The organism is Streptomyces sp. NBC_00029 (assembly GCF_045160505.1).
GTDB lineage: Bacteria > Actinomycetota > Actinomycetes > Streptomycetales > Streptomycetaceae > Streptomyces.
In genome coordinates this window covers 126,560-141,805 of sequence record NZ_CP108292.1, presented here as the reverse complement: position 1 = coordinate 141,805, position 15,246 = coordinate 126,560, and the positions used below count along the sequence as shown (strand labels likewise).

Genomic DNA, 15,246 nt, shown 5'->3' with positions numbered 1-15,246 from the left:
GCCCCGGCCCGCCCGCCCCTGCCGTCCCGACCCACCACCCCGCCCCGCCGACAACAGACCAGCTCACAGGAGTCCACGTGCGTATCGCGGTGACCGGATCCATCGCCACAGATCACCTCATGGCCTTCCCGGGCCGGTTCGTCGACCAGCTGCTCCCCGACCAGCTGCACCACATCTCCCTGTCCTTCCTCGTCGACACCCTCGAGGTACGGCGCGGGGGAGTGGCCGCCAACATCGCCTACGGACTCGGCGGCCTGCGCATGACCCCCCTCCTCGCGGGCGCCGTGGGACCCGACTTCGCCGAGTACGAGGTCTGGCTCAAGGAACACGGAGTCGACACCGGCGCCGTGCACGTCTCCGCCGAGCACCAGACCGCCCGCTTCATGTGCATGACCGACCAGGACTCCAACCAGATCGCCTCCTTCTACGCCGGCGCGATGGCCGAGTCCGCCCGCATCGACCTGCACACCCTGCACGCCCACACCCCCCTCGACCTGATCCTCGTCTCGCCCAACGACCCCGGCGCGATGGTCCGCCACACCGAACAGGCCCGGGAGCTCGGCATCGCCTTCGCCGCCGACCCCTCCCAGCAACTCGCCCGCCTCACCGGCGACGAGGTGCGCAGCCTCGTCACCGGAGCACGCTGGCTCTTCACCAACGCGTACGAATCCGCGCTGCTGCGCGAACGCACCGGATGGACCCACGAGGACGTCCTCGACCGCGTCGGCACCTGGATCACCACCCTCGGCGCCCAGGGCGTCCGCATCGACACCAAGAACGCACCCACCCTCACCGTCCCCGCCGTCCCCGACGTCCACGCCGCGGACCCGACCGGCGTCGGAGACGCCTTCCGCTCCGGCTTCCTGGCCGCCGTCGGCTGGGGACTCCCGCAGGAGACCGCCGCCCAGCTCGGCTGCGCCATGTCCGCGCTGGTCCTGGCGGCCGTGGGCTCGCAGTCGTACGAGATCCAGCCCGACCGGCTCCTCGCCACCGTCCGCACGGTGTACGGGGAGCACGCGGCCGGGCTGCTGGAGCCGAAGCTGGGGCAGCTGATATGACGACGAACACGACGAACACGACGAACACGACGGATACCCAGACCCGGGCCGATGCCCTCAGAGAGGCGCTCGCGACCCGTGTGGTCGTCGCCGACGGGGCCATGGGGACGATGCTGCAGGCGCAGGACCCGACCATGGAGGACTTCCAGCAGCTGGAGGGCTGCAACGAGGTCCTGAACGTCACCCGCCCGGACATCGTGCGTTCGGTCCATGAGGCCTACTTCTCGGTGGGTGTGGACTGTGTGGAGACGAACACCTTCGGCACGAACTACGCGGCGCTCGCGGAGTACGACATCGCCGAACGCAACTTCGAGCTGTCCGAGGCCGGTGCCCGGATCGCCCGCGAGGTCGCGGACGAGTTCACGGCTTCCACCGGTCAGCAGCGCTGGGTGCTGGGTTCGATGGGCCCGGGCACCAAGCTCCCGACGCTGGGCCACATCACCTACGGGCAGATCCGTGACGCCTACCAGATCAACGCGGAGGGTCTGATCTCCGGCGGCGCGGACGCGCTGCTGGTGGAGACCACCCAGGACCTCCTGCAGACCAAGTCCTCGATCATCGGCGCGCACCGCGCCATGGCGGCCCTGGGCATCACCGTCCCGCTGATCTGCTCCGTCACCGTCGAGACCACCGGCACGATGCTGCTGGGTTCGGAGATCGGCGCGGCCCTGACCGCGCTGGAGCCGCTCGGCATCGACATGATCGGTCTGAACTGTGCGACCGGCCCCGCCGAGATGAGCGAGCACCTGCGCTACCTGGCGCGCAACGCGCGCATCCCGCTGTCCTGCATGCCGAACGCCGGCCTCCCCGTCCTCACCAAGGACGGCGCCCACTACCCGCTGTCCGCCCCCGAACTCGCCGACGCCCAGGAGACCTTCGTCCGCGACTACGGCCTCTCCCTGGTCGGCGGCTGCTGCGGCACCACCCCCGAACACCTGCGCCAGGTCGTCGAGCGGGTCCGCGGACTCACCCCGACCACCCGCGATCCCCAGCCGGAGCCGGGTGCGGCGTCGCTGTATCAGACGGTGCCGTTCCGGCAGGACACGTCGTACATGGCGATCGGTGAGCGGACGAACGCGAACGGGTCGAAGAAGTTCCGTGAGGCGATGCTGGAGGCCCGCTGGGACGACTGTGTGGAGATGGCCCGGGACCAGATCCGTGAGGGCGCCCACATGCTCGATCTGTGTGTGGATTATGTGGGCCGTGACGGTGTCGCGGACATGGCGGAGCTCGCCGGCCGTTTCGCGACCGCTTCGACCCTGCCGATCGTGCTGGACTCCACCGAGGTCCCGGTCATCCGGGCGGGTCTGGAGAAGCTCGGCGGCCGGGCGGTGATCAACTCGGTGAACTACGAGGACGGCGACGGTCCGGAGTCGCGGTTCGCGCTGGTCACCCGCCTCGCCCAGGAGCACGGGGCCGCTCTGATCGCGCTGACCATCGACGAGGAGGGCCAGGCCCGGACCGTCGAGCACAAGGTCGCCATCGCCGAGCGGCTCATCGAGGACCTGACCGCCAACTGGGGGATCCGCGAGTCGGACATCCTCATCGACACCCTGACCTTCACCATCTGCACCGGCCAGGAGGAGTCCCGCAAGGACGGCATCGCGACGATCGACGCGATCCGTGAGCTCAAGCGGCTTCACCCGGACGTCCAGACCACCCTCGGCCTCTCCAACATCTCCTTCGGCCTGAACCCGGCGGCGCGCGTGCTGCTGAACTCCGTGTTCCTCGACGAGTGCGTGAAGGCCGGTCTGGATTCGGCGATCGTCCACGCGAGCAAGATCCTGCCGATCGCCCGGTTCGACGAGGAGCAGGTCACCACCGCCCTCGACCTGATCTACGACCGGCGTGAGGGCGACTACGACCCGCTGCAGAAGCTGATGGCCCTCTTCGAGGGCGTCAACACCAAGTCGATGAAGGCCGGCCGCGCCGAGGAACTCCTCGCGCTGCCGCTGGACGAGCGCCTCCAGCGGCGGATCATCGACGGTGAGAAGAACGGCCTGGAGGCCGACCTCGACGAGGCCCTGCAGACCCGCCCCGCCCTCGACATCGTCAACGACACCCTCCTGGAGGGCATGAAGGTCGTCGGTGAGCTGTTCGGCTCCGGCCAGATGCAGCTTCCGTTCGTCCTGCAGTCGGCCGAGGTCATGAAGACGGCCGTGGCCTTTCTCGAGCCGCACATGGAGAAGACGGACGACGAGGGCAAGGGCACGATCGTGCTGGCGACCGTCCGCGGTGACGTCCACGACATCGGCAAGAACCTCGTCGACATCATCCTCACCAACAACGGCTACAACGTCGTCAACATCGGCATCAAGCAGCCGGTCTCCGCGATCCTCGAAGCCGCGCAGGAGCACAAGGCCGACGTCATCGGCATGTCGGGTCTCCTCGTGAAATCGACCGTGATCATGAAGGAGAACCTGGAGGAGCTCAACCAGCGCAAGCTGGCCGCCGACTACCCCGTCATCCTCGGCGGCGCCGCCCTCACCCGCGCCTACGTCGAACAGGACCTCCACGAAATCTACGAGGGCGAAGTCCGCTACGCCCGCGACGCCTTCGAGGGCCTGCGCCTCATGGACGCCCTCATGGGAGTCAAGCGCAACGTACCCGGAGCCCAACTCCCGCCCCTCAAACAACGCCGCGTACCCAAACGCGACACCCCCCTCCTCCAGACCACCGAACCGGCCGAAGCCGGCCGCTCCGACGTGGCCGCCGACAACCCGGTCCCCACCCCGCCGTTCTGGGGCACCCGCGTCGTCAAGGGCATTCCCCTCAAGGACTACGCCTCCTGGCTCGACGAGACTGCCCTCTTCAAGGGCCAGTGGGGCCTCAAGGACGCCGACACCATCGCCACCGACGGCCGGCCCCGGCTGCGCGGCTGGCTGGACAAACTGCACACCGACGGCCTCCTCGAAGCCGCCGTCGTACACGGCTACTTCCCCTGCGTCTCCAAGGGCGACGACCTCATCATCCTGGGCGAGAACGGCTCCGAGCGCACCCGCTTCACCTTCCCCCGCCAGCAGCGCGGCCGCCGCCTGTGCCTCGCCGACTTCTTCCGCCCCGAGGAGTCCGGCGAGACCGACGTCGTCGGCCTCCAGGTCGTCACTGTCGGCAACCGCATCGGCGAGGAGACCGCCCGGCTCTTCGCCGCCGACGCCTACCGCGAATACATGGAACTCCACGGCCTGTCCGTCCAGCTCGCCGAGGCCCTCGCCGAGTACTGGCACGCCCGCGTCCGCGCCGACCTCGGCATCGGCGGATCCGACCCGCAGTCCATGGCCGGCATGTTCCGCACCGAATACCAGGGCTGCCGCTACTCGCTGGGCTACCCCGCCTGCCCCGACCTGGAGGACCGCGCCAAGATCGCCGCCCTCCTGCAGCCCGAACGCATCGGCGTCCTCCTCTCCGAGGAGTTCCAGCTCCACCCCGAGCAGTCCACCGACGCCATCGTCATCCACCACCCCGAAGCCAACTACTTCAACGCACGCTGACCCCCCACAAGCCGGAAAGGAGTCCGACATGCCGGCTGCCCTGGCCGCCACCGCCGAACGCCCCCGCACGTCCCGCGCCCCCGCCCCCGCACCCCTCGGGGTCCGTGAACTACTGGCCCAGGGACGGCGGACCTTCTCCTTCGAGTTCTTCCCCCCGAAGACCGACGCCGGGGAACGCACCCTGTGGGCGGCCATTCGCCGCCTCGAAGCCCTCGCCCCCTCCTTCGTCTCCGTCACCTACGGCGCCGGCGGCTCCTCCCGCACCCGCACCGTCGAGGTCACCAAGCGCATCGCCGCCGAGACCACCCTGCGCCCGGTCGCCCACCTGACCGCCGTCGGACACTCGGTCGCCGAACTGCGCCACATCATCGGCCAGTACGCCGACGCCGGCATCCGCGACATCCTCGCCCTGCGCGGCGACCCGCCCGGCGACCCGAAAGGGCAGTGGACGCCCCACCCGGACGGCCTGACCCACGCCCACGAACTGGTCGAACTCATCCGCCGGCTCGGCGACTTCACCGTGGGCGTGGCGGCGTTCCCCGAGCGCCACCCCCGCTCACCCTCCTGGACCGAGGACATCCGCCACTTCGCCGCCAAATGCCACGCCGGCGCCGACTACGCCATCACCCAGATGTTCTTCCACGCCGAGGACTACCTGCGGCTGCGGGACCGGCTCCTCGCCGTCGGCTGCCTGACCCCGGTCATCCCCGAGATCATGCCGGCGACCGATTTCCGCCAGATCCGGCGCTTCGCCGAGCTCAGCGACGCCCGCTTCCCCGACGCCCTCGCCCAGCGCCTCGAAGCGGCGAAGGACGACCCCGCGGCCGGGCACCGCATCGGTGTCGAGTACGCGACCGCCATGTCCGAGCGCCTCCTCGCCGAGGGCGCACCCGGCCTGCACTACATCACCCTCAACAAGTCCACCGCGACTCTAGAGATCCATCAGAACCTGAACGTCAGCCACGACCCAGCCACCACCATCACGGAGTAGAACTCATGGACTTCAAGGTCGCAGACCTCTCTCTCGCCGCGTTCGGCCGCAAGGAGATCACCCTGGCCGAGCACGAGATGCCGGGCCTGATGTCGATCCGCGCCGAGTACGCCCAGGCGCAGCCGCTGGCCGGTGCCCGGATCACCGGCTCGCTGCACATGACCGTGCAGACGGCCGTGCTCATCGAGACCCTCGTCGCCCTCGGCGCCGACGTCCGCTGGGTGTCCTGCAACATCTACTCCACCCAGGACCACGCGGCCGCCGCCATCGCGGTGGGCCCGAACGGCACCCCGGATAACCCGCAGGGCATACCCGTCTTCGCCTGGAAGGGCGAGACGCTGGAGGAGTACTGGTGGTGCACGGAGCAGGCGCTGACCTGGCCCGGGCACGCCGGCCCCAACATGATCCTCGACGACGGCGGCGACGCCACCCTCCTCGTCCACAAGGGCGTCGAATACCAGAAGGCCGGCTCCGTCCCGGACCCGTCCACCGCCGACAATGAGGAAATGGCCCTGGTCCTCGGCCTGTTGGGCAAGACCGGCATCGACTGGGCGGCGCTGGCCGCCGGCGTCCGCGGTGTGACCGAGGAGACCACCACCGGTGTGCACCGTCTGTACGAGATGATGTCCGAGGGCAGCCTGCTGTTCCCGGCGATCAATGTGAACGACGCCGTGACGAAGTCGAAGTTCGACAACAAGTACGGATGCCGTCACTCGCTGATCGACGGCATCAACCGTGCCACCGACGTCCTCATCGGCGGCAAGGTCGCGGTCGTCTTCGGTTACGGCGACGTCGGCAAGGGCTGCGCCGAGTCCCTGCGCGGCCAGGGTGCGCGTGTCATCGTCACGGAGATCGACCCGATCTGCGCGCTGCAGGCCGCGATGGACGGATACCAGGTCGCCACCCTCGACGATGTCGTGGAGACGGCCGACATCTTCATCACGACCACGGGCAACAAGGACATCATCATGGCCGCGGACATGGCCAAGATGAAGCACCAGGCGATCGTGGGCAACATCGGCCACTTCGACAACGAGATCGACATGGCCGGTCTCGCGAAGATCGAGGGCATCGTCAAGGACGAGGTCAAGCCGCAGGTCCACACCTGGAAGTTCCCCGACGGCAAGGTCCTGATCGTGCTGTCCGAGGGCCGTCTGCTGAACCTGGGCAACGCGACCGGTCACCCGTCGTTCGTGATGTCGAACTCCTTCGCGGACCAGACCCTGGCCCAGATCGAGCTCTTCACCAAGCCGGAGGAGTACCCGACCGAGGTCTACGTGCTCCCCAAGCACCTGGACGAGAAGGTCGCGCGTCTGCACCTGGACGCCCTGGGCGTCCGCCTCACCACGCTCCGCCCGGAGCAGGCCGCCTACATCGGCGTCCAGGTCGAGGGCCCGTACAAGCCGGACCACTACCGCTACTGACCGAACGGATCACGCCACCGGCTCTCGAGCACCACTCGAGAGCCGGTGGAACCCCATGGCCGGGTATCCCGGGGAATGCCACGATCGGATGTCCGCGCCGAGGGCGAGCACCACTCCACCACCCGCAGATGAGGATGTCCCATGAACCCCAATCCGGCCGGTAGCCACCAGCAGTACCCCGCCGGCGGCCCGGCTCCCTACACGGCCCCGCCCGGCTCCTACGCCCAGCCCGGACCGCCCGCACCGGCGACCGCGGAGCGAGGCAAGGCGGCCACCGTCCTCCTCCTGCTCTCCACGGTCCTCGTCGGCCTGATGGCAGGCCTCTTCTTCGCCTTCGACGTCTCGGTGATGCCGGGACTGGCCGCCGGTGACGAGCGTACGTACGTCACCGCGATGCAGAACTTCAACGCGGCGATCGACGGCAACGGCCTCTTCGGCATGGCGTTCGTCCTCGCCCTGCTGGCCTCCGCGGCCTCGGCGATCGTCGAGTTCCGCAAGGGCCGCCGCACCGTCGCCATCTGGGTCGGTGCGGCCACCGTCGCCTACTTCGTCGTCCTGATGATCACCTTCTCGGTGAACATCCCGCTCAACAACGAACTCGCCGACGCCGGCGACGCCGCGAAGCTCGCGGACTTCTCGATCGTCGACAAGTTCAAGAGCACCTGGGTCGCCACCAACATCATCCGCACCCTGCTGTGCACGGTGGCCCTGACGGCCCTCTCGCGGGCCCTGGTCCTCTACGGCCGCGCCACCCGTTGACACCTGCCGCCACGCCATGGAGTCCCCCGCCGCCCGGCCGGGGGACTCCCTCATGCGGTCAGCCGGTCTGCCCGTGCAGGTACAGGGCCCAGGCCAGGAAGCCGACCGCAGCCGTGCACAGCAGCGTGCGCCAGACGTTGGCGCGGCTCCAGGGCCCCTCGAAGGCCCGCCGGACGGCAGCCGGGTCACCGATCCGGGCGACCGGGCCGGCCTTCTCCAGGGCGTTGTTCAAAGGGATGTTCACCTTGTTGGTCAGCCCCATCGACAGGATGTAGCAGACCAGCGCCGCGATCAGCGCCGGCAGCACGTCACGGCCGTCCGAGGGAATGTGCAGGGCCAGCGCCAGCGCGGTGAAGAGGAACGCACCGATGTAACCGAGGACGAACCAGCCGTTGAGAATGGCCTTGTTGATGTTCTGCATGACTTCGATGACCGTACGGTCGTCGCTGCGCTTCAGGCCCGGCATCACGGAGACGGAGAAGCCGTAGAACAGGCCGCTGACCAGCCCCATCGTGACCGTCGCGGCGATGAGCGAGGCCAGGCGTGCGGTCTCCATCGTGTGTCCCCCTGCTCGCCCGTCCACGGAGCTTCTGGGTCATCGATTCTTCGGGAACGGGTCATCGAATCGTCAAGTCATGGCGACTATACGGGCGATGGCGGCCCGCGTCGCAGGGGAATCGAGCGAGCCTCCAGCATGTCTCGAGCGGCGCGGACCGCCGCCCCCTTCAGCGCGCGTGCAGCCGGCGGTGTTCGAGGACCGCGGCCAGGGCGTAGGCGCCGCCGCCCGCGAGGGTGAGGACCCAGTAGAAGGCGGGGGCGGTGAACGCGAGGGCCGCGGTGGAGGCCAGGGCCAGCCAGACACCGAGGCTGTAGTGCAGCACGTTGCGGCGTACGGCGCCTTCGGCGAGGTAGACCAGGCCGACGACGAGCCCGGAGCCGGCCGGCCACAGCACGGACTGGAGATCCGGCTGGCCGAGCACGGAGGTCAGGCCGGTGATGGCCAGGAACAGGGCCGTGAAGGCCGTGATCCAGGCCGCGCCGAGCAGCTTGCCCGAGAGGACCTCCGGTGCGGAGGCCCCGTGCTGGGCCCGCAGCGCGGCCAGGGTGGCCATGGTGATGCCGGCGACGAGTCCGCCGCCGAGGAGCGTCATGGGCAGCCAGTCGGGCAGGCCGAGCAGGGGAGCGGGCCCCCGGGAGACCGCGGCCGTGCCGTGGCCGAGCAGGTAGGCCAGTCCGAAACTGACGTAGGCCGCACGGTTGTCGACCTCGCGAGGGCGGCCACGGCCGCCGGCCTCACGAACGGCGGCGGGCGGCAAGGCGGTGGTGGGGCTGGACATGGTGGCAGATCTCCATCCGGGACGGGCGGGGGTGGTGACGGTCTCGCCGGGGGCGCGGGCGATACCGCGCCCCCGGGACGGCACGTCAGCCGTTGCCGTGGTCCAGCTCGCTGTCGGGGACCCAGGAGCCGTGGATTCCGGCCGTCACCCGGTGGGGCAGATGGACGGTGGCGACCCTGTCGAGGCCGGAGGCGTCCAGGACCAGCAGCTGGGAGGAGTCCTGCTTGAGGTCGGAGACCACGGTCAGCAGATAGCCGTCGTCCTCGCTCGTGGCATCGGCGGCGGGCACGAAGACGGCCTCGCTCGGCATCCGGGCATCGCCCACCTGGTGGATGCGGCGGGCACCGGTGGTGCGGTCGTACTTGACGACACCGTAGCCGCCGAAACCGTTCTCGTCGGGGAAGGCGATCGCGTACTGGTAGCGGTTCTCCACACCCAGGAAGTCCTCGTTGAGGGTCGGGAACTCCACCGGCAGATCGTCGATGATCTGCTCGCCGACGGTCCCCTCCGCCAGGTCGATCACCCAACGGCGGGTGTAGGAGCGGGAGCCGGGCTCACTGCCGCGCCCGGGCGCCCCGACCCACCAGTTCCAGGAGAGCCGGAAGCCCTCGCGGTCCACGGTGGGACCCTCCAGGACGATGCGGCCCAGGCCGTCCTCGTAGGCGTTGGAGACGTGCAGCATGTTGCCGGGCTCGATGGAGAACCAGCGGACGTGCCGGGCCCCGTCACCACCGCGCGGCATGACACCGATACGGGCGGGCTGGTGATCGCTCCAGCTGTAGGGGATACCGGAGTGCTCCGTGGCGTCGAAGGTGACATTGCCCTCGACGAACACCACATGACGGCGGGTGATCGCGAAATCGTGCTTGAGCGAGGCGGTCGCCCCCGGCACATCGGCACTGTCGGTGATCTCGCCCTTGGCGTCCGCGACGTAGTACGTCAGGAACGGCGGGAACGGCGAGGACCCGAAGAAGTGGAGCTCCCCGGTCACCGGGTCCTCCTTGGGGTGCGCGGTCATCGCACTGCGCAGCTTGCCGCCGAAGTCGTGGGCGCCGACCGTTTCCAGCTCCGGGGTGAGCTCGAAGGGGAAGTTCGCCTCGCACAGCGCCAGCAGGCGTCCGCCGTGCTCGATGATGTGCGTACCGGCGGTGCTGGCGCTCAGGTCCGGCCCGCGCTCGGTCATGTACGGGGCGCCGTCCAGGGCGGGAGTGTGCACCCAGCGGTTGCGGTACCACTCGGCGCGGCCCGCACGCAGGCGGATGCCGTGGACCATGCCGCTGCCCTTGAACCAGTGGCTGGGAGTGACACCGGGCTTGGGGTTGTGCCCGTTGCGCAGCAGCCGGCCGTTCAGCTCGGGGGGCAGGGAACCCTCGACGGTGAGGCCGGTGGCGGTGACCTCCTCGGTGAGGGGGGTGTAGTGGCCGGTCAGGTACGGCTTCGCAGTGGTCATGGCAGATATCTCCTCGATCGGTGTGAGAGGTGGTCAGGCAGCCTGTTCGGCACGGCTTTTGAGGTGGGAGAGCCAGCTCTCCAGGGAGTCGTGGAGGGCCTTGTGGAGGTCGTCGGCCGCGGCCTCGACCGGGGCGCCGCTCCAGGACTCCTCGGTGCGGACGGTGGTGCGCCCGCCGTCCTGCTCGAACGTCCACACGTGTACGCCGGTGATACCGGCGGCGGGACCGCCCCACACGATCCGCTCCCCGGGAACCAGCTCCCGCACGGTGGAGGTGATGTCCAGGCCGTGGGTGCGCCAGCTGAACGACCCGCCGGGCCGCAGCGGCCCCTCGGCCTCCACCCGGACCACGTCCGGGTTCCACAGCGGCCAGGCCGCAATGTCGGTGTGCAGCGCCCACACGCTCTCGAGCGGGGCGTCGATCACGGTGCTCAGGCGGACGATGACGGGAGCGCTCTCGTCGATGGTGACCATGGCTGTGCTTCTTCCTGTTCTGGACGACATGTACCGGTGGTGCCGGGCGTTCTGGGCGTGCCCGCCGGGGATTACGGGACAGCCCTCAGGGGGTGTTCTGCCGGACGGGGGAGAGCGGAGAGCCCTCCGGGCCGGGAGCCGGATCGGAAGCCGGCCCGGCGGGGGCGGGGGCGGCCGGGGTACGCGCCCCCGTGCGGCGGGTGAGGAGCAGCGCGAGGAGGGCCGTGACGGCCAGGACCGCGGCCGAGACGGTGAAGGCGGCCCGGTAGCCGGCCGTGAGCGCCTCCAGGGAGGGCCGGTCCGCGGACGCGCCGGCGGTGACGGAACCGGCCAGGGTGGCCAGGGCCGCGAGACCGATCGCCCCGCCGACCTGCCGGGTGGTGTTCACCAGCCCGCCGGCAAGACCCGCGTCCTGCCGCGGGACACCGTCCACGGCCAGCCCGGTGAGCTGGACGAAGGCGACGCTGAGCCCCAGGCCGACCAGGACGCTCGGGCCGAGGACGTCCACCGGGTAGGTGCCGTCGGCGCTCATCCGCGACAGCCACAGCAGCCCGGCCGCCTCCGTCAGCAGCGCCGCGGTCAGGGTCGCGGTGGCACCGAACCGCCGGGCCACGCGCGGGGCGAGGGCGGAGCCGAGCATATGGGCGCCGGCGAGGGGGAGTTGCCCCACTCCCGTGACCAGCGGGCCCGACCCGAGGACCTGCTGCTGGTACAGCGGCAGGAAGAAGAACAGGGCGATCCACACGGACCCCAGCAGGGCCATCAGCAGATTGCCCGCACCGACCCGGCCCGCGGTGAGCAGCCGCACCGGCACCAGCGCCTGCGGCCGGCCCCTCTCGATCACACAGAAGGCCGCCAGCAGCACGACGGCGCCACCGAGCGCGCCCAGCACCGGCGGATCGCCCCAGCCGGCCCCGCGCGCGGTGGTCAGACCCCACACCAGACAGGTCAGCGCCAGCGTCACGGTGACGGTGCCCAGCAGGTCGAACCGCCCGGCCGTCTCGCGTACGGCGTCCCGGGGCACCAGCACGGCCACCGCGGCCAGCACCAGCACCGCCCCGAACGCCACCGAATGGAAGATCCACGGCCAGCCCCACGCCTGGGTGAGCACACCGCCCAGCAGAACGCCGCCCGCGGCCCCCGCACCGGAGACCGCACCCCACACCCCCAGCGCCCTGCCACGCGCCGGCCCGGGCGGGAACCCGTCCATCGCCAGCGCGAGCGCGGCCGGGGCGATCGCGGCGGCGCCGGCCCCCTGCACCGCACGGGCACCGATCAGCACACCGGGGGAGGTGGCCAGCCCCGCCGCCACCGACGCCAGCACGAACAGCGCGAGCCCGGCCACCAGCACCCGGCGGCGGCCCAGGAGATCGGCGACCCGTCCGCCCGCCAGGAGCAGCGCCCCGAACGCCAGGCCGTAGGCGTTGACCACCCAGGTGGTCCCGCCGTCCGACAGGCCCGCCCCGTCACGGATCTGAGGGAGCGCCACATTGACGATCGAGGTGGCGAGCATGACGGTGAACTGGGCCGCGGCGAGCGCCGCGAGCACCGCTCCCGGCCCGGGGGGCCGGCGTGCTGACCGGCCCGTCTGCGTGAGTGCAACGTTCATGACGCACACACTCGGCGCGGACGCTGTCCACTATCCAGACCCGGCGGGCGCGGCCACTGTCCACTGCTGTCCGCGCCTGTCCACCCGGCGCCCCGCCGCAGCCCGCCCCGCGCCCGCCGCCGCTACCTCGGGTCGTGCAGCTCCCGCTGCCACAACGCCTCGCCGAGCAGGTCCAGACCCTGACGCAGGTGACGACGGTAGGTCCCGTACGGAAGACCCAGACGGCGCGCGGCGGCCTCCTGGGTGGGCGCACCGGAGAAGTAGCCCGCCGTCAGGGCCTCACGCGCCCGCACTCCGCGCGGATCACCCGCGAGATCGTCGACGGCCCCGCGCAGCAGGGCACGCAACTCCCCGACCGGTTCACCGAAGTCGGCGGCCAGACGGGTACGCATCAGAGCGCAGGCGGCGAACGCGTCCGTATCGCGCCAGTGCGCCAGCGCCTCGCGCACGGCCTGGTCGAACGCGGCCCGTGAGACGGGCGACGGCCCGGACGCGGACGGCGCCGGCCCGGCCGTGGCCGATATGAAACGCAGCAGCCATGCCTCCACCGGCAGCCGGCGCCAGTCCACACCGAACAGCCCGTAGGAGTACGCACCCACCCGCGGCCGCGCCCCGGTGTCGTCGAGCGTGCCCCTGACCCGCCCGGCCCAGGTCTCGGCGTCCTGGAACACCGCGAAACCGTAGGCACGGCCGCGGGCCCGCGCCGCCTCCGCATGGGCCCGGGAACTGCTCAGGTCGATGACGCGCGAGGGAACCTGGTACCGCTCGGGATAGACCGAGAAACGGCTGATGCCGATGTGCTCGCCCGCACCCACCGGCGCGGTGGCCTCGGTGTACCGCCAGGCGGCCGCGACGACGGGATCGGCCGCCACGTCCCGGGGGTCGGCCGGGGCCGGCAGGACCAGCCGGGCCGTGAACGCCACGATCCGGCCCGTGCTCACCAGCCGGTAGACGCTGAACGCCTGCGGCTGGCGCTGCGCCCAGTAGCGGACCAGCTCCGCGCCGGCCGCCCCCTCGGTCTCCTCGGCCATGCGCAGCACGACATCGATGTCATCCGGGTGCAGAGGACGGTCGTGCACCTCGTCCTCGCGGGACCAGCACCGCAGCCGGGCCAGCGTCTCGCCCTCCCGGAAGAGGTAGAAGAGATCGTCGGTGACGGTCCACACCCGCTCCTCGGGTGCCTCGCGCAGGAGGCGCAGGTACTCGTCCGCCAGGCGCCGGCGCATCGACTCGAAGGCGTTCGGCGCCCGCCAGCGCAGGTCGGCGGCGAGGGTCTCGCGCGCGGCGTCGTGCGGATGGAGCCCGCGGTGGGTCGACTCCATGAACGGCAGGTCCCGCAGCCAGGAGAAGAGCGGATGGACGTCCTCCTCGGGCAGCACCGCCGCGAGGAGTTCCTCCGACGTCGAACGGGCCTGCGCCGCCACCTCCAGGGCGCGGCGGTGGGCCGCCGTGGGCACCTCCCCGATCAGCCCCGCCAGCAGGGTGCGCAGCACATCCGCCGTCGGAGCCCAGATCTCCTGCCTGCCGCACCCCTCCGATCCCGCCGCGGCCGCCAGCGACAGCGCCAGCGGGTTGCCTCCGGCGAAGCGCAGCACCCGGTCGCGCAGTTCGGGCCGGATCTGCGCCGACACCAGCAGGCTCCGCGCCTGCTCCTCGGAGAACGGCTCCAGTTCGCTCACGTGCAGCAGCCGGGACCAGGCGGGGTCGGCGGTCCACTGCGGCTGCGGAGCACGCCGCCCGGCCAGCACCACCAGGGTGTCGTCCGCGGCTCGGGGCAGGAAGTGGTGCCACAGCCAGCTCTCCAGCCACTGGCAGTGCTCGAAGGAGTCCACGAACAGGACCGTGCCCGGAACATCCAGGAACGGACCGGCGGCGTGCTCGAAATCGGCCGGGTCCCGGCTGACGAACCGGCCGTCGAGTTCCACGAGCAGCCGGCCCGACGCACGGGCGTGGTCCGCCAGCCGCCGCAGCAGCGTCGACTTCCCGATGCCGCCCGGCCCGTACACGTAGAACGCGAACGGCGCCTGCGGATCACCGGCCAACGCCTCCCCGAACCGGCCGAGTTCCTCGTCCCGTCCCACGAAGGCCCGTACGCGCGCCCTGCTCAGTCTTTCCCCCACGGACACCATGGCGGCTCCCCTCTCCCTCGCTCCCGGCCCGGTCAGCCGACCAGTCCGATGTTGTTGTCCTCGGCGTCTCCGGTGATCAGCAGAGTGGTCTCCTCCACGCGCCGGAAGCGGCCGTCGGGTGCCATCCGGGCGAAGAGGTACACCTCGGTACGGGAGGTGTGGCCGTCGCGGTGGCCGAGGGTGACGGTGTGACGGTCGGCGTAGAGCAGCCCGTCGCGGAGCTCTTCGTGGACCTCGACGTGCCCGCTGCCGACCAGCGAGCGCAGGCGCGTCATGTGCCGGGCGAAGCCCGTCCTGTCGCTCCACACGCCGTTGGTGCGCTGGCGGTAGTCGGGGGCGAAGTGCCGGTCGATGGCTTCGGCGAGGTCCAGGCCCGGCTCGAACAGCAGATCGTGGATGGCCGTGGCGATATCGGTCGACGTCATGGTCGTCTTCTCCTGAAACAAAGTGGGGGACAGCGAAATCCGGGCTCACGCAGCCGCGGAAGGCAGGGCCCGGCACAGGCCCGGCGGGCGAGACGGCCG

12 protein-coding genes are annotated in these 15,246 nt (G+C 70.8%); 5 read left to right on the top strand and 7 right to left on the bottom strand.

The features are described from left to right. The first annotated feature begins 77 nt into the window (after nucleotides 1-77). From OG753_RS00640 to OG753_RS00620, 5 genes are all read left to right on the top strand, one after another. The gene (locus OG753_RS00640; RefSeq protein ID WP_405786640.1) at nucleotides 78-1,058 is read left to right on the top strand and encodes a carbohydrate kinase family protein; all 981 of its coding nucleotides are present in this window, start codon (nucleotides 78-80) and stop codon (nucleotides 1,056-1,058) included. Then, nucleotides 1,055-4,549 (top strand): methionine synthase, encoded by a 3,495-nt coding sequence (metH, locus tag OG753_RS00635; RefSeq protein WP_405786638.1) that lies wholly within the window; start codon nucleotides 1,055-1,057, stop codon nucleotides 4,547-4,549. The genes OG753_RS00640 and metH overlap by 4 nt, the downstream gene beginning before the upstream one ends. Nucleotides 4,550-4,577: 28 nt before the next feature. Beyond that, entirely contained in the window at nucleotides 4,578-5,540 is a 963-nt protein-coding gene (metF, locus tag OG753_RS00630; RefSeq protein ID WP_327260129.1) for a methylenetetrahydrofolate reductase [NAD(P)H], read from the top strand. Between the two features lie 5 nt (nucleotides 5,541-5,545). Next, entirely contained in the window at nucleotides 5,546-6,964 is a 1,419-nt protein-coding gene (ahcY, locus tag OG753_RS00625) for an adenosylhomocysteinase (RefSeq protein ID WP_405786636.1), read from the top strand. Nucleotides 6,965-7,105: 141 nt separating this feature from the next. Beyond that, nucleotides 7,106-7,723, top strand: a complete 618-nt coding sequence (locus tag OG753_RS00620) for a DUF1772 domain-containing protein (RefSeq protein ID WP_405786635.1) — start codon at nucleotides 7,106-7,108, stop codon at nucleotides 7,721-7,723. Nucleotides 7,724-7,781: 58 nt separating this feature from the next. On the opposite strand, the gene OG753_RS00615 is transcribed toward OG753_RS00620, so the two are convergent. The 7 genes from OG753_RS00615 to OG753_RS00585 all read right to left on the bottom strand — a co-directional run bounded on the left by OG753_RS00615 (nucleotide 7,782) and on the right by OG753_RS00585 (nucleotide 15,147). Beyond that, nucleotides 7,782-8,279 carry a DUF1772 domain-containing protein gene (locus tag OG753_RS00615; RefSeq protein WP_327260126.1) on the bottom strand — a complete coding sequence of 166 codons (498 nt, stop codon included), beginning with the start codon at nucleotides 8,277-8,279 and terminating at the stop codon, nucleotides 7,782-7,784. 169 nt (nucleotides 8,280-8,448) lie between these two features. Then, nucleotides 8,449-9,060: an ABC transporter permease gene (locus tag OG753_RS00610; protein WP_327260125.1), complete on the bottom strand. Its 612-nt coding sequence runs from the start codon at nucleotides 9,058-9,060 to the stop codon at nucleotides 8,449-8,451. Between the two features lie 85 nt (nucleotides 9,061-9,145). Further along, entirely contained in the window at nucleotides 9,146-10,510 is a 1,365-nt protein-coding gene (locus OG753_RS00605) for a carotenoid oxygenase family protein (protein ID WP_327260124.1), read from the bottom strand. Between the two features lie 33 nt (nucleotides 10,511-10,543). Continuing rightward, complete coding sequence (locus OG753_RS00600) at nucleotides 10,544-10,984, bottom strand: SRPBCC family protein (RefSeq protein ID WP_327260123.1); 441 nt, start codon at nucleotides 10,982-10,984, stop codon at nucleotides 10,544-10,546. An 85-nt stretch (nucleotides 10,985-11,069) separates the two neighbouring features. Beyond that, nucleotides 11,070-12,593: an MFS transporter gene (locus tag OG753_RS00595; RefSeq protein WP_405786633.1), complete on the bottom strand. Its 1,524-nt coding sequence runs from the start codon at nucleotides 12,591-12,593 to the stop codon at nucleotides 11,070-11,072. 122 nt (nucleotides 12,594-12,715) lie between these two features. After that, the gene (locus OG753_RS00590; RefSeq protein ID WP_405786632.1) at nucleotides 12,716-14,713 is read right to left on the bottom strand and encodes an ATP-binding protein; all 1,998 of its coding nucleotides are present in this window, start codon (nucleotides 14,711-14,713) and stop codon (nucleotides 12,716-12,718) included. Between the two features lie 41 nt (nucleotides 14,714-14,754). Then, nucleotides 14,755-15,147 carry a nuclear transport factor 2 family protein gene (locus tag OG753_RS00585; protein ID WP_327260120.1) on the bottom strand — a complete coding sequence of 131 codons (393 nt, stop codon included), beginning with the start codon at nucleotides 15,145-15,147 and terminating at the stop codon, nucleotides 14,755-14,757. Nucleotides 15,148-15,246 lie beyond the last annotated feature (99 nt).